A 15257-nucleotide genomic window follows, 5' to 3' on the forward strand; every position below is an offset into this window, starting at 1 on the left:
TATGGCATCCGTTAAAAATGGTGGGATTACCGCCGAGTTCGATGATGAAAATAGTAGATATTTTCAATATAATCATAATCTATCGTGATCTTGATCGCTTTGGTCAGGAATCATTGAAAAGCTATTTGGCATATAGGAAAAATAAAATTATTGCAGAGCGATAATAATATAACAGCAGATTTTAAAAATGGTGAGTAAACGCCATATGGCTGGCGTTTGCCTGAAATAAACAATGGGAGAGATAAAAATGAAAACGTTTTATATAATAAGTCTGTGTTTTTAAATTGAAGTTAATATTTTAGACGAGTTTTATGAAGAGGAATTAAGAAGTGCAGTGAGACGGGGTTTGGATAAATGGATTACGGATACAGGGATCTGAAAACGGACAAACAAACAGAAAAGAAGCGTCTGACAAGATAGCTTTGCAGGGTTATTTAAATAAATATGCGAGCAAGGAATCCCATGTTAATGCAGTAGAGGTTAAAGTAAAGATCGTGTGGGATATGCCGTGGGTTAGGTAATAGACTAAATAACTGATCCTAATGTCGCTATATTTTTACCGGTGACGGCAGCGCATGGATAGCACAAATGTAGGTGTAGAGTCGATACATGGCAATCTGCCCCAAACGTACCACTGGCGGAAATACGTCACCCGAGAGTAAGGCAAATGCTTGTCGATGAAAAGGCGAAAGAGAGGCGAACGGTGTACGGTCTTTCCCGTCCAGCACCAGCTTGGCGGATTTTGGCAATTAACTGACGTATTTCTTATATTCTATGATTTAGGCTCATTGCTACTATTTTTATCCCGAAAACCTCATGGAACAATGTTAATGATGAGTAACGAGTTGGCTGATTCTATTTTTGCTCCACGTGGAAAGAACCGCTTTTACGAATTACAGTTGGCGCCCCGCCCCAGTCTGCAGGTATTAAGGGCTGGCAAAGTGCTGTTTTTTGACAATACCAAATTAGATTTCTGTCATTACCGCGAAATATTCACCCGTCTTGAGACGGTATTGAATGAACACGGCATTCATCGCATCGAACATGTTCGTCAGTCCGTGCGCAGCACCATGACGGTACAGCTCCGCGAGCTGGCTGAGAAATTGGCGAGCAAAGAGGTTCAGGCCACAGTGGTAGCGTTGGCTAACATGGGAATCATCAGTGATGAGCACCATCCTCGTCATTGAGTTGGAAAAAGGAGGATCGCCACGTTATTGCTCGCCTCGTCGCCAGGGGACAATCTGGCTGGGCACGTGGCGCATTACCGGGCGGGGCAACTGTATATTTACTGCCTCGACATCTATCAGGCGAGCACCGTCAGCGATATCCGCCGACAGGTTCCCCCGTCATCGGGGAAAGTCTTATTTTCGAGAACCATACCATGAAGCCGATGTCTCTCTTTGTTCAGGGCAATAAAGATGCCATGCCCCTGTTGCTTGGCTTACTGCCTTTCGCCGTGCTTACCGGCGTCAGCGCCATTCAGGCGGGAATGACCCCCTGGGTTGCCCAGCTGTCGTCTTTATTGCTGATGTCAGGAGCTTCGCAAATTGCCGCGGCAACGCTGATGACGGCAGGCGCCGCGCCTTTCGTGGTGATCGCTACGCACATTGCGATCAATTTTCGCTATGCCATCTACAGCGCCGGGCTGTCTCAGCTGAAGCTCTATTTCACCCCACTGACCAAGCTCGCGGCAGCACAAATGTTGATCGATCAAACTTACGCACTGACGTTTTTGCGCTGCCAGACCCAGCTACTGAGTGCGAAAGAAAAAATGCTGTATTACTTTGGCACGGCGCTGCCGATGTGGCTGGTGTGGCAATTGGGGACGGCAGTGGGGATCCTTGCCGGCCCGCTTATTCCTGCCGATTGGCATTTGGAGTTCGCCATTACCTTGTGCTTTATCTCCCTGCTGGTACCTATGCTGAAAGACGGTCCGATTGTGGTAGCGGCCACGGCCGCCGGGGTGGTTTCAGCCTTTACCTGCGGGTGGCCCTATAACCTGGGGTTCTTATTTTCGATGACCGTGGGCGTATTGGCCGGCGGCCTCTATCACAAGACCCGATGGTCTCAACGCAACGGGGAGTTGTCATGAGCGAGACGACGATTTTATGGGTGTTGGTCATCAGTACTCTGGGTACGTTTTTATTGCGCTACTCCTTTCTGTGGCTCAATGACCGCTTACCGTTTTCCGAGCGGGTGGCCGAATGGCTGAAGCTGATCCCGGCTACGGCCATCGTGTCTCTGATCGTGCCGGCCCTGATAGCTTCGCCCTCGGCGTTGACGGCCGAAGGAGCACCGAAACTGTGCGCGGCTATCGTGGCGACGCTGGTGATGTGGAAAATGCGTAACGCCACCTTGATGCTGGTGCTCGGTATGGCGACGTTTTGGCTGATCCGCGTGCTCGGCTGACAACGATCAACGCACGCCAGGCTTATGCAATTGGTCGCGGTATTTTTTCGGCGTGATGTCCCGGTGGTGTTTGAAAAAAGAGATGAAGGCACTGGTGGTGGAGAACTCAAGATAGTGAGCAATCTCGGTGATCGACTTATCGGTAGTCAGCAGGTTCATGGCCAACTTCAAACGAACCTGCTGGCGCCACTGCTGATAACACATGCCGGTTCCCTGCACGAACAACCGATGAATGGTGCGCTCGGATGCGCCGCAATGGGACGCCAGCTCATTCAATCGCGGCACCATTTCGCCTTTCAGATGGTAACATTTCAGGTAATTACGCACTCGGGAATCGTACGGTAAAGCAGGCAAGGAGAGGTAATTGGCGGCGGCCCGGATTTTGTCGATGAGCAGGGATTGCAGATGGAACTCGGTTCCTGCCATCCAGTCGGTATGGAAAGGAGAGCGGCACATGGTCTCGATAACCTCTCCCAGCAGTGGGGTGATGGTAAAGACTTCGACGTTTTTCGACAGCGACGCGAAGCGTTTTTGATCGAGGTAAACGGCGCGAAAATCGACATTGTCGCGGAGGATCACATTGTGGGGAACGCCGCCGGGGATCCAGAGCAACTGCCGCGGCAGCACAGAACAAATGTGATCTTCCAACATGACGATAGCGGCGCCCGATTTCACATAGACCAGTTGACCTTTAGCATGTGAATGCATTCTTGAGCGTAACGAGTGTTCTTTCTCATGCGAGAAAGAGGCGTAGATCGACACGATAGGCGTATCAATGGCGTCGGGGTCAAAATGTTCATTAAGCAGGTCTGAATTGACGAAAATGGATTCAGTGATTTCTGGCATTAGCGTCATGACTCATAAAATGTGTGGCTCGCAAATTTAGGGGGTTGTCCATGACGATAAACCTGAGCAGACTGACAACAGGGACAATGAACGGTAACGCTGGCCATGAAGGAACCTCAAAACCGAGCATTATAAATCCAATTCACCTAATTAGAGAATCACCGCGTTGTTCAACCGTGTCGCGTTGAGTGTGCTGAAATAGCATAAGGGCAAAAGGGATAGCATAGCGAGCAAACGGCAATCTTCCGGACGATCGGGAGATTTTCGTAGCGAGGTTATCTTTGGTTAATTTATCCACAAAGTGGAATCCCGCCCTGCTGCCCCATTGAAACAGGGGCTATCAGTTCACCGCTACCGTAACAGAGTGCTGCCCACGGACCAAAGTTGGCGGATTCGCGCTAAGCAATGTCATGTTCGATGTAATGCATTCGCACCAATCCGATATCATGAATCCGCCTATTTAAATCAAGGAGGTAAGCGTGCATTTATGAACAGCGACACTGCGCAACAACGATTTTCATGGCGCTATGCCATCATTGCCGTAATATTAATTTTCTCACTCGCCATGCAACTGTCGCTACCGTTATCCCGGGAGGTACAGGCGGCCTGGATTATCGGCATTGCCATCGTTCTTTGGGCGACGGGGTGGTTGCCGGAATGGTTGACCGCATTCGTGTTTTTTACCCTGTGCAGCATGACGCAGGTCGACTCTCCAGATGTGATCTTTGCCGGACTGTACTCTTCCGCCACCTGGCTGGTGCTTTCGGGAATTGTGCTGGGCGCCGCAATAAACTTTACCGGTTTGGGTGACGCGATGGCATCCCGTATGGCACCGCTATTTATCGGCTCTTTTCCACGGGCGTTGTGGGGCAGCATGCTGTTCGGCTTGCTGATCACGTTTATCATGCCTTCCGCCATGAGCCGTGTCATTTTACTGATTCCCATTCTTATCTCGTTGGCGGATCGGTTGGGCTATGGCCCAGGGCGAAACGGCCGGATGGCGATACTGCTGGGTGGCGTATTGGGCACTTATCTGCCGGCCACGGCTATCTTACCCGCCAACGTTCCCAACAACGTATTGGTCGGCGCTACCGAAGTCATGTTCGGACGTGGCCCCGGCTATAGCGAATATTTCCTGCTGCATTTTCCGGTTTTGGGGGCGTTAAAAATAGCGATCCTTGGCATGACGCTATGCTACTTCTATCGCGATACCGCCCCTAAACCACAAAGGCAGATAACGGCGCAAAAACAACACATTGGGCGCACACGGCTGGCGATATTGCTTGTGGCGACGATGCTGCTATGGATAACGGAGCCCTGGCACGGCATCTCGACGGCTTGGATCGGCATGCTGGCGGCTATCGTTTGCCTGTTCCCGCATTCCGGTATGATTAACGCCAAGCAGCTGGCTACGATGAACATGGCGCCCGTTTTTTATGTAGCGGGGATCGTCAGCATGGGGATGTTGGCCTACCATAGCGGGCTTGCCAACGATCTGGCCAAGGCGCTGCTATTCCTGATGCCGCTTCATAGCAATGCTGCCGCACAAAATTTTAGCGTGCTTTCGACACTTTCCGCGGCCATGGGGCTATTGGTTACGCTACCGGGCGTCCCGGCCGTGCTCACCCCTATCACCAAGGTGCTGGCTGCCGCAACAGGCTGGACAAACGAAGCGGTATATATGGCGCAGGTAATCGGCTTTTCGACCGTGTTATTGCCATATCAGGCCCCACCGTTAGTCATTGCGATTCAGACGGGGAAAATTTCCGCCAGCGATATGATCCGTGTTTGCCTGGTTACCGCCACCCTTTCCATACTGTTGCTCTGGCCGTTGGATTACCTATGGTGGCAAATTCTTGGCTGGCTTTGAATCGTTAACCCGCGGATATCACATTAATCCGCGGGTTTTTGTTGCAGATAATGCCGGCAACTGCGTAGGGCAACGGCCGGTAATACGCCTAAACATGGCGGTAAATGCGCTCTGGCTAATATAGCCAAGATCGCTAGCGATTCGGCTGATGGAATGGCCGTTTTCCAACAAGGTAATGGCGGCGATGACGCGCCGATGTTGCCGCCATTGCTGAAACGTCATTGCGGTTTCCTTAATAAATAGCCGGGCGAGGGTTCGGCTGCTACCACATGCTACGCAGGCCCACTGTTCAAGGCTGCGACCGTCACCCGGGTTTTCAATCAGGCCATCCATGATAATACGCAGCCGCCGATCGTTAGATATCGGCAACTGCGGGGTGACGGCATCGCGGCGGGTGCGAATCAGATCCGCAAGCAAATGCAACGTATAGTGGCGGGTTTTGCCGTACCGGGGGGCATCCGTAGAGATTGCACTGCTAAATTCCAGCAGGTCTTCAAGTAATGAATCGATTAAAACAAGATGACAGCGGTCGTCGAACTCAGGATATCGGGTGGTATCAATGTAAATATTATGCACATACAGGGCATCAATCGCCTGCACGGTATGTATCACCCCCGCCGGTACCCATACAGCCCTGCTCGGGGCACCAATCCAGACGCGATCGTCAGTGTAAATGCGGCAGCGCCCCTTATAAGGGTAGATAAGCTGCCCTCTATCATCATGGCGGTGCCAGCGTCCTCGTTGCCCCATCATCATGTGCGAGGGCTTTGACAGAATAGGTTTGGGAGCATTATCAATGGCGGCTAACCGCTCTGGAGCAGGGATAGTTTGCGCCCTATCGTGCTGCTGCGCTTTTATCATGCTGTAAGACCATGAAGTGTATGGTGAAGTAGCAATACTATGCCCCTGAGTGACTTATGTAAAACCTTCGATCTTTCACCACTCATTGGTGGCTGGAAAACGGCGGGAGGATATTCCCAGATCCGATTCTTCAGATTGTCAATGGGTGTTTACGCATTGGGCAAGGGCAAACCGGGGCGATGCTCTCCATGTTAGCAATTCCCTAGCCTTCGTCAGGTAATGCATCCAATTAGTAGGACATGTACTTTTCGATGAAGGCTTCAATGACTTTTTCATGAAGCCCTACAGAGCGTGAAAAGCAAATGGTTCTACGGGCCAGACGTTTGATTCGTGTTCTCAGCGTCGGTTGTTGCATTTTAAGCGGTCAACTAAAACTGGCCACCGCTTTAGAATTTTTCCAGTATCGGTTTTCCGATTCGTTTGGTGGTAACCCACCGTTAGACGCCAGCAACGATACAATCGGCTCCGGCCGGTTTTTTTACGTCAAAACACTTGCAAGGGTGACGGGTTACTCATCACCCATTAATCTATTGATTAGTAAAAATAAAAATCCGTGGTGAAGAGGGTGAACAGCTTTTCAAAAAATCATTTTATTGGGCTGGATTGTTATATTACACAGCGAAGTTTTTCATTTGCTTTTTGGGGCTCAAGCGCCGATGTGTATAGGTTTGTGTATAAGCGAATTTTTAATAACTAAATATATTTATTAAAAACAATTGGTTACGCTTTACTCCTATTATCCCCTTATTGTCTCTGCTCGTCTACCGTTGTCATTATTCACGTCGCTCTCATCATTTGAACGCCGTCGGCGCAACTCCCGGCCGAGACATGGCTCATTCAATGTAGCGAAGGGGAGAACTGCCATGGCGGTTTTTTTACCGCTTGTTCCCGTTTCCGGTCTCGCATACAATCTTATTTTGTGAATTAAATATCAATAATATTCTTTTTTTGAGATTTGCAGTTGGCAACCCTTCTCCTTGTCGGGCGTTGTCAGGAGGGAGGAATGATTTCAGCGTGGCGCTACCGGCCGGAAACGAAAGCCTTTCTGCTTTCGGTGGCCGCCTGTGTGGTTCTGGTTATCGGTATGGGATATGGCCGGTTCGCCTTTACCGGCGTGCTTCCGCTGATGCTGCATGAAAATGTCCTCAGCCTGAACGAGGGGAATTTTGCCGCTTCGGCCAATTATGCGGGGTATCTCGCCGGCGCGCTGATGTTGGCAAAAGCCAGGCCATCCGATGCCAGGAATCTTTGCGTGGGCTCGGTGCTGTCCACGCTCGCCTGCCTTGCCGCGCTGGCATGGCTGCGTTCGCCTGCGGGTATTATCGTGGTCAGAGGCATTGCCGGCATATGCAGCGCCGTGAGTCTGATATCCGCCTCCCTATGGCTGCTTCAGCATATGAAGCATGCGCGTGGCGCGCCGCTGATGTATGCCGGTGTCGGGCTGGGGATCTTTATTTCTGCTGAATTTATCGCCCTGGGCAAGGCGCTGACTCTATCCAGCCAGACGATATGGATTATCTGCGCAATAAGCGCGGGATTGCTGTATGCGGTCGTTTTCCGCCTTCTTAACAGCCCGCCTGATATATTGGTTAACTACCACAAACCATCATATACGACGACGAGCGGCGGTCCTCAAACACAGGCCGCGGCGCTGAAACTCATCGCCGCCTATGGACTGGCAGGTTTTGGCTACATCATTACTGCCACCTATCTGCCGCTGTTTCTTTCCGGCTCGCTGGCGGGGATCGACCCCGTTCATGTCTGGGCGGTATTCGGCCTCGCCGCCGTACCTTCGTGCTTTTTCTGGCACCGGCTGATGCTGCGATACGGCCATCTCCGTAGTTTCAGGCTTAATCTGTCCATACAGGCAGCGGGGGTGCTGCTGCCCGTCTTCAGCCACGGGCTGATTTTCTGCCTGGCAAGCGCTCTGATGGTGGGGTTCACCTTTATGGGAACCGTGACGATTGCGCTGCCCGAAGCGAGGCGCCTGGCGGATGTCGTCAGCTTTAATATGATCGCCGTAATGACGGCCGTTTATGGCATCGGGCAGATAGCCGGCCCGCTGATTGCCGGTACGCTTTACTCCTGGACCGGTTCATTTAATCCCTCTCTTATCGCGGCAGCCCTTGCTCTTGGTGTTGCCGGGATGATTGTCTCCCTCGATTCAGGACACACATCGCCGACAAAAAGGCAGGCTTAATCGTTTTCATCTATCCGAGACGCGACGGGTCCCCGGCGGGGCAGGCAAGAACGGCGGCTGACGAAATCCCGACCGTCTGGGTCCGCGCTACGCTTTTATGTTGGAAGTGTTCTGTAATATACCCAGCAACTTATCCATCGCGGGCGAGCTAAAGTCCTTGCGCCAGATAAACTGCGTCGTTGACGTTCCTACGGGCAGGATGTTAAGCCCGTCAGGCAACTGCAGCAGCGCCAGTACGCTTTCGGGAAGCATACACATGGCGGCTCCCGATGCGACGCAGGCAAGCATGGCGTGGTATGAGTTGACTTCCTGTATCCGAATTTTTTCCCCGCCCGTCATTTGGCTTAGCAGCCCGATCGCCGTCTCCCGATAGGTGCATCCTCTGGCGAAAGTCGCCAACTGGCCTTCATGGATATCCTCAAGTCTATTAACCGATTTCATGGCGGCGGGCAGGATAAGCAACAGCTTCTCAATAAACAGCGGATGATATTCCAGGCTGTCGGCACACTGCGCTTCCCCGTTTTCATCCGCCGGCAGCGCAACCAGAGCGGAGTCCAGTTCCGACATTAGAACTTTTTCCGTCAGTTGTCTGGTCGGGCCCGTACTCAGTTTAAGCTTTACCTCGGGGCAGGACTTGCTGAAAGCGGCAAGCGGCGCAGAAAGACGACTTGCAACGCTTGATTCCATCGCGCCAAGCGCCAACACCCCGTTTGGCGTACCGGGATGAAGGCTCTGTCGCGCCTCTTCAGCCAGACTGAGAATTTTTCTTGAGTAAGTCAGAAATTTTTTTCCCTGGGGAGACAGCCTCAGTTTTTTATTTTCCCGAATGAACAACTGGGCGTCCAGCTCCTCTTCAAGCCGCTGAATACGGGTCGTGACGTTTGATTGCACTCGCCCCAGGCGTTTTGCGGCTTTAACCACGCTTAGCTCTTCCGCCACGACCAGAAAAATTTCCAGTGAGGAATGATTCATTAAAATATTCTCATTATAAAAACGATATCGGCGTATAACTCTCCCATAGAGATTCTATGGTCTTCTTCTGTATGACTTCAAGCCGGCGAAGAATAAGATGAATAATATTCCGGGCGAGAGACTTAATGTTAACTGCCTTATCATTCAAGCGCCTATGGCCGCCGCCGTGAGGAACGGGCCAGGGCGTGAAACGGCGTCTTCTATATAAGGTTATTTCTAATGCGAATACGTAAAGCGGCGCGGCTATTGGTCGTCAACCCTCAAAATCAGGTGCTACTGTTCCTTTTTGTACATACTCACGATGCTCTGGCGGGACGCGCGTATTGGGCTACTCCGGGGGGCGGCGTTGAAGATGATGAATCTTTCGAACAGGCCGCGTTAAGGGAACTTCGCGAAGAGACGGGCTTTCGGCGGGAGTTTATTGGGGAAAGTATGGCGGAAAGAACATTTGAGATGATGTTGCCTAACGGTGAAAATGTGCTGGCGGTAGAACGATTCTTTATCGTAAAGGTGGAAGGAAACGAAATAAACAAGGATGGCTGGAGCCGTCATGAAAAATCGGTCATGCATCGGCATCGCTGGTGGAACATGAGCGAACTTGCTGAAACGGCAGAAACCGTATATCCATTGGATATTCATGAAATATTATCTGATTCGCTGTCCTAACCGCATGGCGATAGGCCACGCGCGTCAGCGCCGCGGTGGAATATTCGCCGTGGAATGTTTTATTTTACGCCGCCCCGCGCCCTAAACCCCTGCAAAAACGCGCGCCCCACGATGCCGTCGCTTCGCTTGTTGTCTTGGCAGGCTGGCTTTATAGTTTACCGTCCTTATTTGGGGGGAACATTCAAACGGCACAAAACCTGACCGTTAGCGATATATCTTTAAAAATTAATCTATTTTGGATATCTATAACTCTCTGGAGGGACGGGTGCGTGGCGGTAAGAGGTATATTAGAGGTGCCCGACGAGCGTCTTCGCGTGACATACTCTTATGTTAAAAATATTAGTACGGCGCAAGGTTTAATCGATGACACCTTCTATGCGAGCAGTAATGATATTGGTTTGGCGGCTCCGCAAATCGGCTGCAAAGACGCCGTTATCGTTATCGATATTTCTGAACGGCGAGACCAGCCGCTTATTTTGGTCAATCCCGAGATCGTCGCGTCGGAGGGGGAGGTGAAAGGTGAGGAGGCTGCCTGTCTATTCCTGGTATTTACACGCAAGTCGAACGCTATAAGAAAGTGAAAGTTAGGGCGTTGGATCGGGAAGGATGCGAGATTTTTGTAGAAAACGACGGCTATTTATCCATCGTTATGCAGCACGAAATCGACCATCTGCAGGGGAAAGTGTTTATCGACTACCTATCGCCGTTAAAATATCAAATGACCGTAAAGAAATTGCGGAAAAACGGAAAGTTAACCAACGTCTTATCTTAATAGGCGCGTGTGGAGAAACAAGGCGGCATCGTTTCCTCCGTTTGAGCCGGGGCGCTAGAGATTCTGTTTGATTCCAATAAATTAGGACCCAAAAGGAATGACGCCTGCCCCGTTCCCTGTCTTGATAAAACGCTCAATGCTTTTCAGATCGGTCAGTCACTGTTCGGCAAAAAACGGTTTGTTAATCAAGCCGCTGACGGAGGCCGCTTTGGCCGCTGAATTCGACGCTTATCCGTGAAGCTATTCGCAAAAGAAAGCGCTTCAGGTTACACCGTTATTTTCCGCCAGCTCTTTAAAGCGACGGAGCGTCTTGGTCAGCATGTCTTTGGATAAAACATCAAACATCTGGCCGATTTTCTTCCCCAGCAGCCCCCCGGGCGGATCAAAACGAATCATCAAGGTCACTTCGCTGCCCGGGCCCGATTGGGCTGGCTTGAATGATAATCTGCCCTCGTTGGGGATACGGGCGCCTTCCAGAGAGCGCCAGTAGATATACTCCCCCGGTTTTTCATCCACGATTCTCGCTCGCCACTCGATAAGCGCGCCGAATGGGGTGTTAACCCGCCAGCGGGAATCGGTATGGTTGAGAATATCGATGGTGGCGAAATGATTCATCAGAAGCGGTAACGTTTCAGGTTTGCGCCAGAGCGTAAACAGCGTTTCCGCAGGACGATTGATCGTGATGCTGCTACGAATCTCGTCCGAATCGTTATTGCCGCTACCCCCGATATTTTTTAGAAAAGGCGGTCGTAACAAGGGTCCTCCTAATGAATTTTTGGCGCGCAGGGCATCTTTAACGTCATTGTGACCCATATTGATCATTAAGCAAGGTCGGAAACGCGCGTGAGATTTATGTAACATAATGGCTTTCCTCGCAACGGGGTCCGCATATCTGGTGGCAAAACCTCTTTCTGCGAAGAAAAGTGTTACCCTGAGTTATCTATGCCTGATTAGGATAATGCAGCAATGACGGAAACAGATATTTTACGATTGAGCGGTCTGGTCGGCGATCGGCTGAAGGCGCGCGGCGCGAAGATGACCTGCGCGGAGTCCTGCACCGGAGGTTGGCTGGCGAAAGCCATCACCGATGTGGCCGGCAGTTCCGGCTGGTTTGACTACGGTTTTGTCACATACAGTAATCAGGCCAAACAGGTGTTGGTCAATGTGAATGAAAAGACGCTGGTCAGCTATGGCGCCGTAAGCTCTGAAGTCGTGCAGGAAATGGCAGACGGCGCGCTGGCCGCCGCCGGGGCTGATTTCGCCGTTTCCGTCAGCGGCATCGCCGGACCGGATGGCGGAACGGTTGAAAAACCCGTCGGCACGGTCTGGTTCGGTTTTACGGATAACCGGGGAAACGCCTTTACGCGTAAGGCGTTATTCAGCGGGGACAGGCACGCCGTGCGTTTGCAGTCGGTCCATTTTGCGTTGCGAACGCTGTTGGATGAGTTTCTGCAAAAATAATCTTGATGCTGTATGCGTATACAGTATAATGTCGGTAAGTATTCGGTAATCCATGATTAAGCGGCCGGTAGAGAGACAGCTTTACGCCGTATGACAGGAGCAGAAATGGCTATTGATGAGAACAAACAAAAGGCGCTGGCAGCGGCGCTGGGTCAGATTGAAAAGCAATTTGGTAAAGGTTCTATCATGCGTTTGGGCGAGGATCGCTCAATGGATGTTGAAACCATTTCTACCGGTTCCCTGTCTCTTGATATTGCATTAGGGGCCGGTGGTCTGCCGATGGGGCGTATCGTTGAGATCTATGGTCCCGAATCATCGGGTAAAACGACGCTGACATTGCAGGTGATTGCCGCGGCTCAGCGCGAAGGCAAAACCTGCGCTTTTATCGATGCGGAGCACGCTCTGGATCCGATTTACGCCAAAAAATTGGGCGTTGATATCGATAACTTGCTGTGTTCTCAGCCGGATACCGGCGAGCAGGCGTTGGAAATCTGCGACGCGCTGACGCGCTCCGGCGCGGTGGACGTCATTATCGTTGACTCCGTGGCCGCATTGACGCCGAAGGCCGAAATCGAAGGCGAAATCGGTGATTCGCACATGGGGCTGGCGGCTCGTATGATGAGTCAGGCGATGCGTAAATTGGCCGGCAACCTGAAGCAGGCGAATACGCTGTTGATATTCATCAACCAGATTCGCATGAAGATCGGCGTGATGTTCGGTAACCCGGAAACGACAACGGGGGGGAACGCGCTGAAATTTTACGCATCGGTCCGCCTGGACATTCGCCGCATCGGCTCGATCAAAGACGGCGAAGAGGTCGTGGGGAGTGAAACCCGCGTCAAGGTCGTGAAAAACAAAGTGGCCGCGCCTTTCAAACAGGCCGAATTCCAGATTTTGTACGGCGAGGGGATTAATATTTACGGAGAGCTGGTCGATCTGGGGGTTAAGCATAAGCTGATTGAGAAAGCGGGCGCCTGGTACAGCTATAACGGTGAAAAGATCGGGCAGGGGAAAGCCAACGCCTGTAACTATCTGAAGGAAAATCCGGCCATCGCGGATGAACTGGATAAAAAACTGCGCGGAATGCTGCTGCATAAGAGTAATGAATTATCCCCGGCTATCGATGGCGATGCTTATGATGAAGCCGCCGTTGGTGAAGATGATAAAGAGTTTTAATGTTGGTCGGGCTATTTGCCGCAGCGACGTTCGTCGGGTTTGTGCATGAGTAAAGCGTTACGCTATGCGATGAGTCTGCTTTCCGTCCGCGACCATAGTGAAATTGAAATACGCCGCAAGCTTGCGGCGTATTTGCAAAAATCGATGGCCATGGAGCCGGTAGCTGATGACGTGTCGGCTCACGCCTTTGCGGAAGAGATCGAATCCGCCATCGCCTATTGCGCGGAGCACGGCTGGTTGGATGATGAACGTTATGCCCGCCGTTATATCGCTAGCCGTAGCCGTAAAGGTTATGGCGTTCAGCGCATCAAAGCGGAGTTGGGCCAGAAAGGGATTGATAGGACGACTATCGCCGCCGCATTGAGCGAGTGTGGCATCGACTGGTGCGAATTGGCGAAAATCGCGGCAGAAAGCAAATTCGGGCATCTTCTGCCCGTTGAGTGGAAAGAAAAAGCCAAACTGCAACGATATTTGCAATATCGCGGCTTTTCCCATGAAGAAATCCATTCCATTTATGCTAATTTTTTAGATTGAGTGCATACGGGATTTTACTTCCCATCGAAGAAAATTTATCTTATTCCCACTTTTTGTTCGTGAGTTGCACGGTAGCGTCAGCATGCTGCACTAACCTTGCCCACGATCTGTTCTTTTAGCTTGATTCCAGGACAATTATGAGCAAGAGCACCGCTGAGATCCGTCAAGCGTTTCTCGATTTTTTCCACAGTAAGGGTCATCAGATTGTTGCCAGCAGCTCTCTGGTGCCGAATAACGATCCAACGTTGCTATTCACCAACGCGGGTATGAACCAGTTTAAGGACGTATTTCTTGGGCTGGATAAACGTAGTTACTCTCGGGCGACCACGCCGCAACGCTGCGTGCGTGCCGGTGGTAAGCATAATGACTTGGAAAACGTCGGTTATACCGCTCGACACCATACCTTCTTTGAAATGTTGGGTAACTTTAGCTTCGGCGATTATTTTAAGCACGATGCTATCCACTATGCATGGGAACTCTTGACCGATCCCAAGTGGTTTAACCTTCCGCAGGAGAAATTGTGGGTAACGGTATACGCCACCGATGACGAAGCCTATGACATTTGGGCAAACGAGATCGGCGTTCCTCATGAACGCATTATCCGCATTGGGGATAATAAGGGCGCGCCCTATGCTTCAGATAATTTCTGGCAAATGGGGGATACCGGCCCCTGTGGTCCATGCAGCGAAATTTTTTACGACCACGGCGCGCATATCGCCGGAGGGCCGCCGGGGAGTCCCGACGAGGATGGCGATCGCTATATAGAAATTTGGAACCTCGTTTTTATGCAGTTCAACCGCCAGGCGGATGGAACCTTGCTGCCGCTGCCGAAGCCTTCTGTCGATACCGGCATGGGCCTGGAGCGCATCGCTGCGGTATTGCAGCACGTGAACTCCAACTATGAGATTGATTTGTTCAAAACGCTGATTGCCGCAGTTGCCAAAGCGGTTGGCACCACCGATTTGGATAATAAATCGCTGCGCGTGATTGCCGATCATATCCGCTCCTGCGCATTCCTGATTTCCGACGGCGTGATGCCTTCCAATGAAAGCCGGGGCTATGTGCTGCGCCGCATCATCCGCAGAGCGATTCGGCACGGAAATATGCTCGGCGCGACCGATACGTTCTTCTATAAGCTGGTCGCTCCGCTGATTGACGTGATGGGCTCCGCCGCTGATGAGTTAAAGCGTCAGCAGGCGATGGTTGAGCAGGCGTTGAAAACGGAAGAAGAGCAGTTCGCACGCACGCTGGAGCGCGGGCTGGCCCTTTTGGATGAAGAAATCAAAACGCTGAAAGGGGATACGCTGGATGGGGAGACCGCTTTCCGTCTGTACGATACCTATGGTTTCCCGCTCGATCTGACGGCCGATGTTTGCCGCGAACGTGGTCTGAAGGTCGATGAAGAAGGCTTCGATCGCGCCATGGATACGCAGCGCGCGCGCGCGCGCGAGGCGAGCGGTTTTGGCGTCGATTACAACAATCTTGTACGC

General features: G+C 51.5%; 14 protein-coding genes and 3 pseudogenes. 11 read left to right on the plus strand and 6 right to left on the minus strand.

Annotation, left to right across the window (positions count from 1 at the left end; genetic code table 11):
* Window positions 1-830: 830 nt before the first annotated feature.
* The 3 genes from VSX58_RS22040 to VSX58_RS22050 all read left to right on the plus strand — a co-directional run bounded on the left by VSX58_RS22040 (window position 831) and on the right by VSX58_RS22050 (window position 2409).
* The gene (locus VSX58_RS22040; protein ID WP_327619931.1) at window positions 831-1187 is read left to right on the plus strand and encodes a hypothetical protein; all 357 of its coding nucleotides are present in this window, start codon (window positions 831-833) and stop codon (window positions 1185-1187) included.
* A gap of 194 nt (window positions 1188-1381) precedes the next feature.
* Window positions 1382-2092, plus strand: a complete 711-nt coding sequence (locus VSX58_RS22045; protein WP_327619932.1) for an AzlC family ABC transporter permease — start codon at window positions 1382-1384, stop codon at window positions 2090-2092.
* Entirely contained in the window at window positions 2089-2409 is a 321-nt protein-coding gene (locus VSX58_RS22050; RefSeq protein ID WP_327619933.1) for an AzlD domain-containing protein, read from the plus strand. Before VSX58_RS22045 ends, VSX58_RS22050 begins: the two co-directional genes overlap by 4 nt.
* A gap of 6 nt (window positions 2410-2415) precedes the next feature.
* On the opposite strand, the gene VSX58_RS22055 is transcribed toward VSX58_RS22050, so the two are convergent.
* Window positions 2416-3255 carry an AraC family transcriptional regulator gene (locus tag VSX58_RS22055; RefSeq protein WP_327619934.1) on the minus strand — a complete coding sequence of 280 codons (840 nt, stop codon included), beginning with the start codon at window positions 3253-3255 and terminating at the stop codon, window positions 2416-2418.
* A gap of 35 nt (window positions 3256-3290) precedes the next feature.
* A pseudogene (locus VSX58_RS22060) lies at window positions 3291-3362 on the minus strand (IS1 family transposase); the annotation flags it as partial.
* Window positions 3363-3742: 380 nt separating this feature from the next.
* Here VSX58_RS22060 and VSX58_RS22070 point away from each other — a divergent pair.
* Window positions 3743-5125 (plus strand): SLC13 family permease, encoded by a 1383-nt coding sequence (locus VSX58_RS22070; RefSeq protein ID WP_327619936.1) that lies wholly within the window; start codon window positions 3743-3745, stop codon window positions 5123-5125.
* Window positions 5126-5143: 18 nt separating this feature from the next.
* Here the strand turns inward: VSX58_RS22070 and VSX58_RS22075 are convergent, their stop codons facing one another.
* Together VSX58_RS22075 and VSX58_RS22080 are read right to left on the minus strand one after the other, a co-directional pair.
* Complete coding sequence (locus VSX58_RS22075; RefSeq protein WP_327619937.1) at window positions 5144-5986, minus strand: helix-turn-helix domain-containing protein; 843 nt, start codon at window positions 5984-5986, stop codon at window positions 5144-5146.
* Between the two features lie 229 nt (window positions 5987-6215).
* Window positions 6216-6329 (minus strand): annotated as a pseudogene (locus VSX58_RS22080) (IS1 family transposase); the annotation flags it as partial.
* A gap of 660 nt (window positions 6330-6989) precedes the next feature.
* Here VSX58_RS22080 and VSX58_RS22085 point away from each other — a divergent pair.
* On the plus strand, window positions 6990-8186 hold the full coding sequence (locus VSX58_RS22085) for a YbfB/YjiJ family MFS transporter (RefSeq protein ID WP_407654914.1): 1197 nt from the start codon (window positions 6990-6992) through the stop codon (window positions 8184-8186).
* Between the two features lie 87 nt (window positions 8187-8273).
* Here the strand turns inward: VSX58_RS22085 and VSX58_RS22090 are convergent, their stop codons facing one another.
* On the minus strand, window positions 8274-9158 hold the full coding sequence (locus VSX58_RS22090; RefSeq protein WP_327619938.1) for a LysR family transcriptional regulator: 885 nt from the start codon (window positions 9156-9158) through the stop codon (window positions 8274-8276).
* 219 nt (window positions 9159-9377) lie between these two features.
* Here VSX58_RS22090 and VSX58_RS22095 point away from each other — a divergent pair, with 219 nt between their 5' ends.
* Together VSX58_RS22095 and def are read left to right on the plus strand one after the other, a co-directional pair.
* A complete protein-coding gene (locus tag VSX58_RS22095) occupies window positions 9378-9824 on the plus strand; it encodes an NUDIX hydrolase (RefSeq protein WP_327619939.1) in 447 nt (148 codons plus the stop codon).
* Between the two features lie 314 nt (window positions 9825-10138).
* Window positions 10139-10596 (plus strand): annotated as a pseudogene (gene def / locus VSX58_RS22100) (peptide deformylase).
* Window positions 10597-10857: 261 nt separating this feature from the next.
* Here the strand turns inward: def and VSX58_RS22105 are convergent.
* The gene (locus VSX58_RS22105; RefSeq protein ID WP_327619945.1) at window positions 10858-11409 is read right to left on the minus strand and encodes an SRPBCC family protein; all 552 of its coding nucleotides are present in this window, start codon (window positions 11407-11409) and stop codon (window positions 10858-10860) included.
* 153 nt (window positions 11410-11562) lie between these two features.
* Between VSX58_RS22105 and pncC the strand changes: the two genes are divergently transcribed.
* From pncC to alaS, 4 genes are all read left to right on the plus strand, one after another.
* The gene (pncC, locus tag VSX58_RS22110; RefSeq protein WP_327619940.1) at window positions 11563-12057 is read left to right on the plus strand and encodes a nicotinamide-nucleotide amidase; all 495 of its coding nucleotides are present in this window, start codon (window positions 11563-11565) and stop codon (window positions 12055-12057) included.
* Between the two features lie 105 nt (window positions 12058-12162).
* Window positions 12163-13233, plus strand: coding sequence for a recombinase RecA (gene recA, locus VSX58_RS22115; RefSeq protein ID WP_327619941.1), 1071 nt, complete (start codon window positions 12163-12165; stop codon window positions 13231-13233).
* Window positions 13234-13278: 45 nt separating this feature from the next.
* Window positions 13279-13767 carry a recombination regulator RecX gene (recX, locus tag VSX58_RS22120; RefSeq protein WP_327619942.1) on the plus strand — a complete coding sequence of 163 codons (489 nt, stop codon included), beginning with the start codon at window positions 13279-13281 and terminating at the stop codon, window positions 13765-13767.
* A 137-nt stretch (window positions 13768-13904) separates the two neighbouring features.
* A partial coding sequence (gene alaS, locus VSX58_RS22125; RefSeq protein WP_327619943.1) for an alanine--tRNA ligase occupies window positions 13905-15257 on the plus strand: 1353 nt, incomplete at its 3' end.

It is taken from the genome of Brenneria populi (assembly GCF_036016195.1).
Taxonomy (GTDB): domain Bacteria; phylum Pseudomonadota; class Gammaproteobacteria; order Enterobacterales; family Enterobacteriaceae; genus Brenneria; species Brenneria populi.

Bases quoted from the DNA above. Each gene is read 5' to 3' on its own strand.
- VSX58_RS22040 (WP_327619931.1), top strand. From the start codon at position 831: ATGATGAGTAACGAGTTGGCTGATTCTATTTTTGCTCCACGTGGAAAG.
- VSX58_RS22095 (WP_327619939.1), top strand. From the start codon at position 9,378: ATGCGAATACGTAAAGCGGCGCGGCTATTGGTCGTCAACCCTCAAAAT.
- VSX58_RS22090 (WP_327619938.1), bottom strand. From the start codon at position 9,158: ATGAATCATTCCTCACTGGAAATTTTTCTGGTCGTGGCGGAAGAGCTA.
- VSX58_RS22055 (WP_327619934.1), bottom strand. From the start codon at position 3,255: ATGCCAGAAATCACTGAATCCATTTTCGTCAATTCAGACCTGCTTAAT.
- recX (WP_327619942.1), top strand. From the start codon at position 13,279: ATGAGTAAAGCGTTACGCTATGCGATGAGTCTGCTTTCCGTCCGCGAC.
- VSX58_RS22075 (WP_327619937.1), bottom strand. From the start codon at position 5,986: ATGATAAAAGCGCAGCAGCACGATAGGGCGCAAACTATCCCTGCTCCA.
- VSX58_RS22070 (WP_327619936.1), top strand. From the start codon at position 3,743: ATGAACAGCGACACTGCGCAACAACGATTTTCATGGCGCTATGCCATC.
- VSX58_RS22050 (WP_327619933.1), top strand. From the start codon at position 2,089: ATGAGCGAGACGACGATTTTATGGGTGTTGGTCATCAGTACTCTGGGT.
- pncC (WP_327619940.1), top strand. From the start codon at position 11,563: ATGACGGAAACAGATATTTTACGATTGAGCGGTCTGGTCGGCGATCGG.
- VSX58_RS22105 (WP_327619945.1), bottom strand. From the start codon at position 11,409: ATGGGTCACAATGACGTTAAAGATGCCCTGCGCGCCAAAAATTCATTA.
- VSX58_RS22085 (WP_407654914.1), top strand. From the start codon at position 6,990: ATGATTTCAGCGTGGCGCTACCGGCCGGAAACGAAAGCCTTTCTGCTT.
- recA (WP_327619941.1), top strand. From the start codon at position 12,163: ATGGCTATTGATGAGAACAAACAAAAGGCGCTGGCAGCGGCGCTGGGT.
- VSX58_RS22045 (WP_327619932.1), top strand. From the start codon at position 1,382: ATGAAGCCGATGTCTCTCTTTGTTCAGGGCAATAAAGATGCCATGCCC.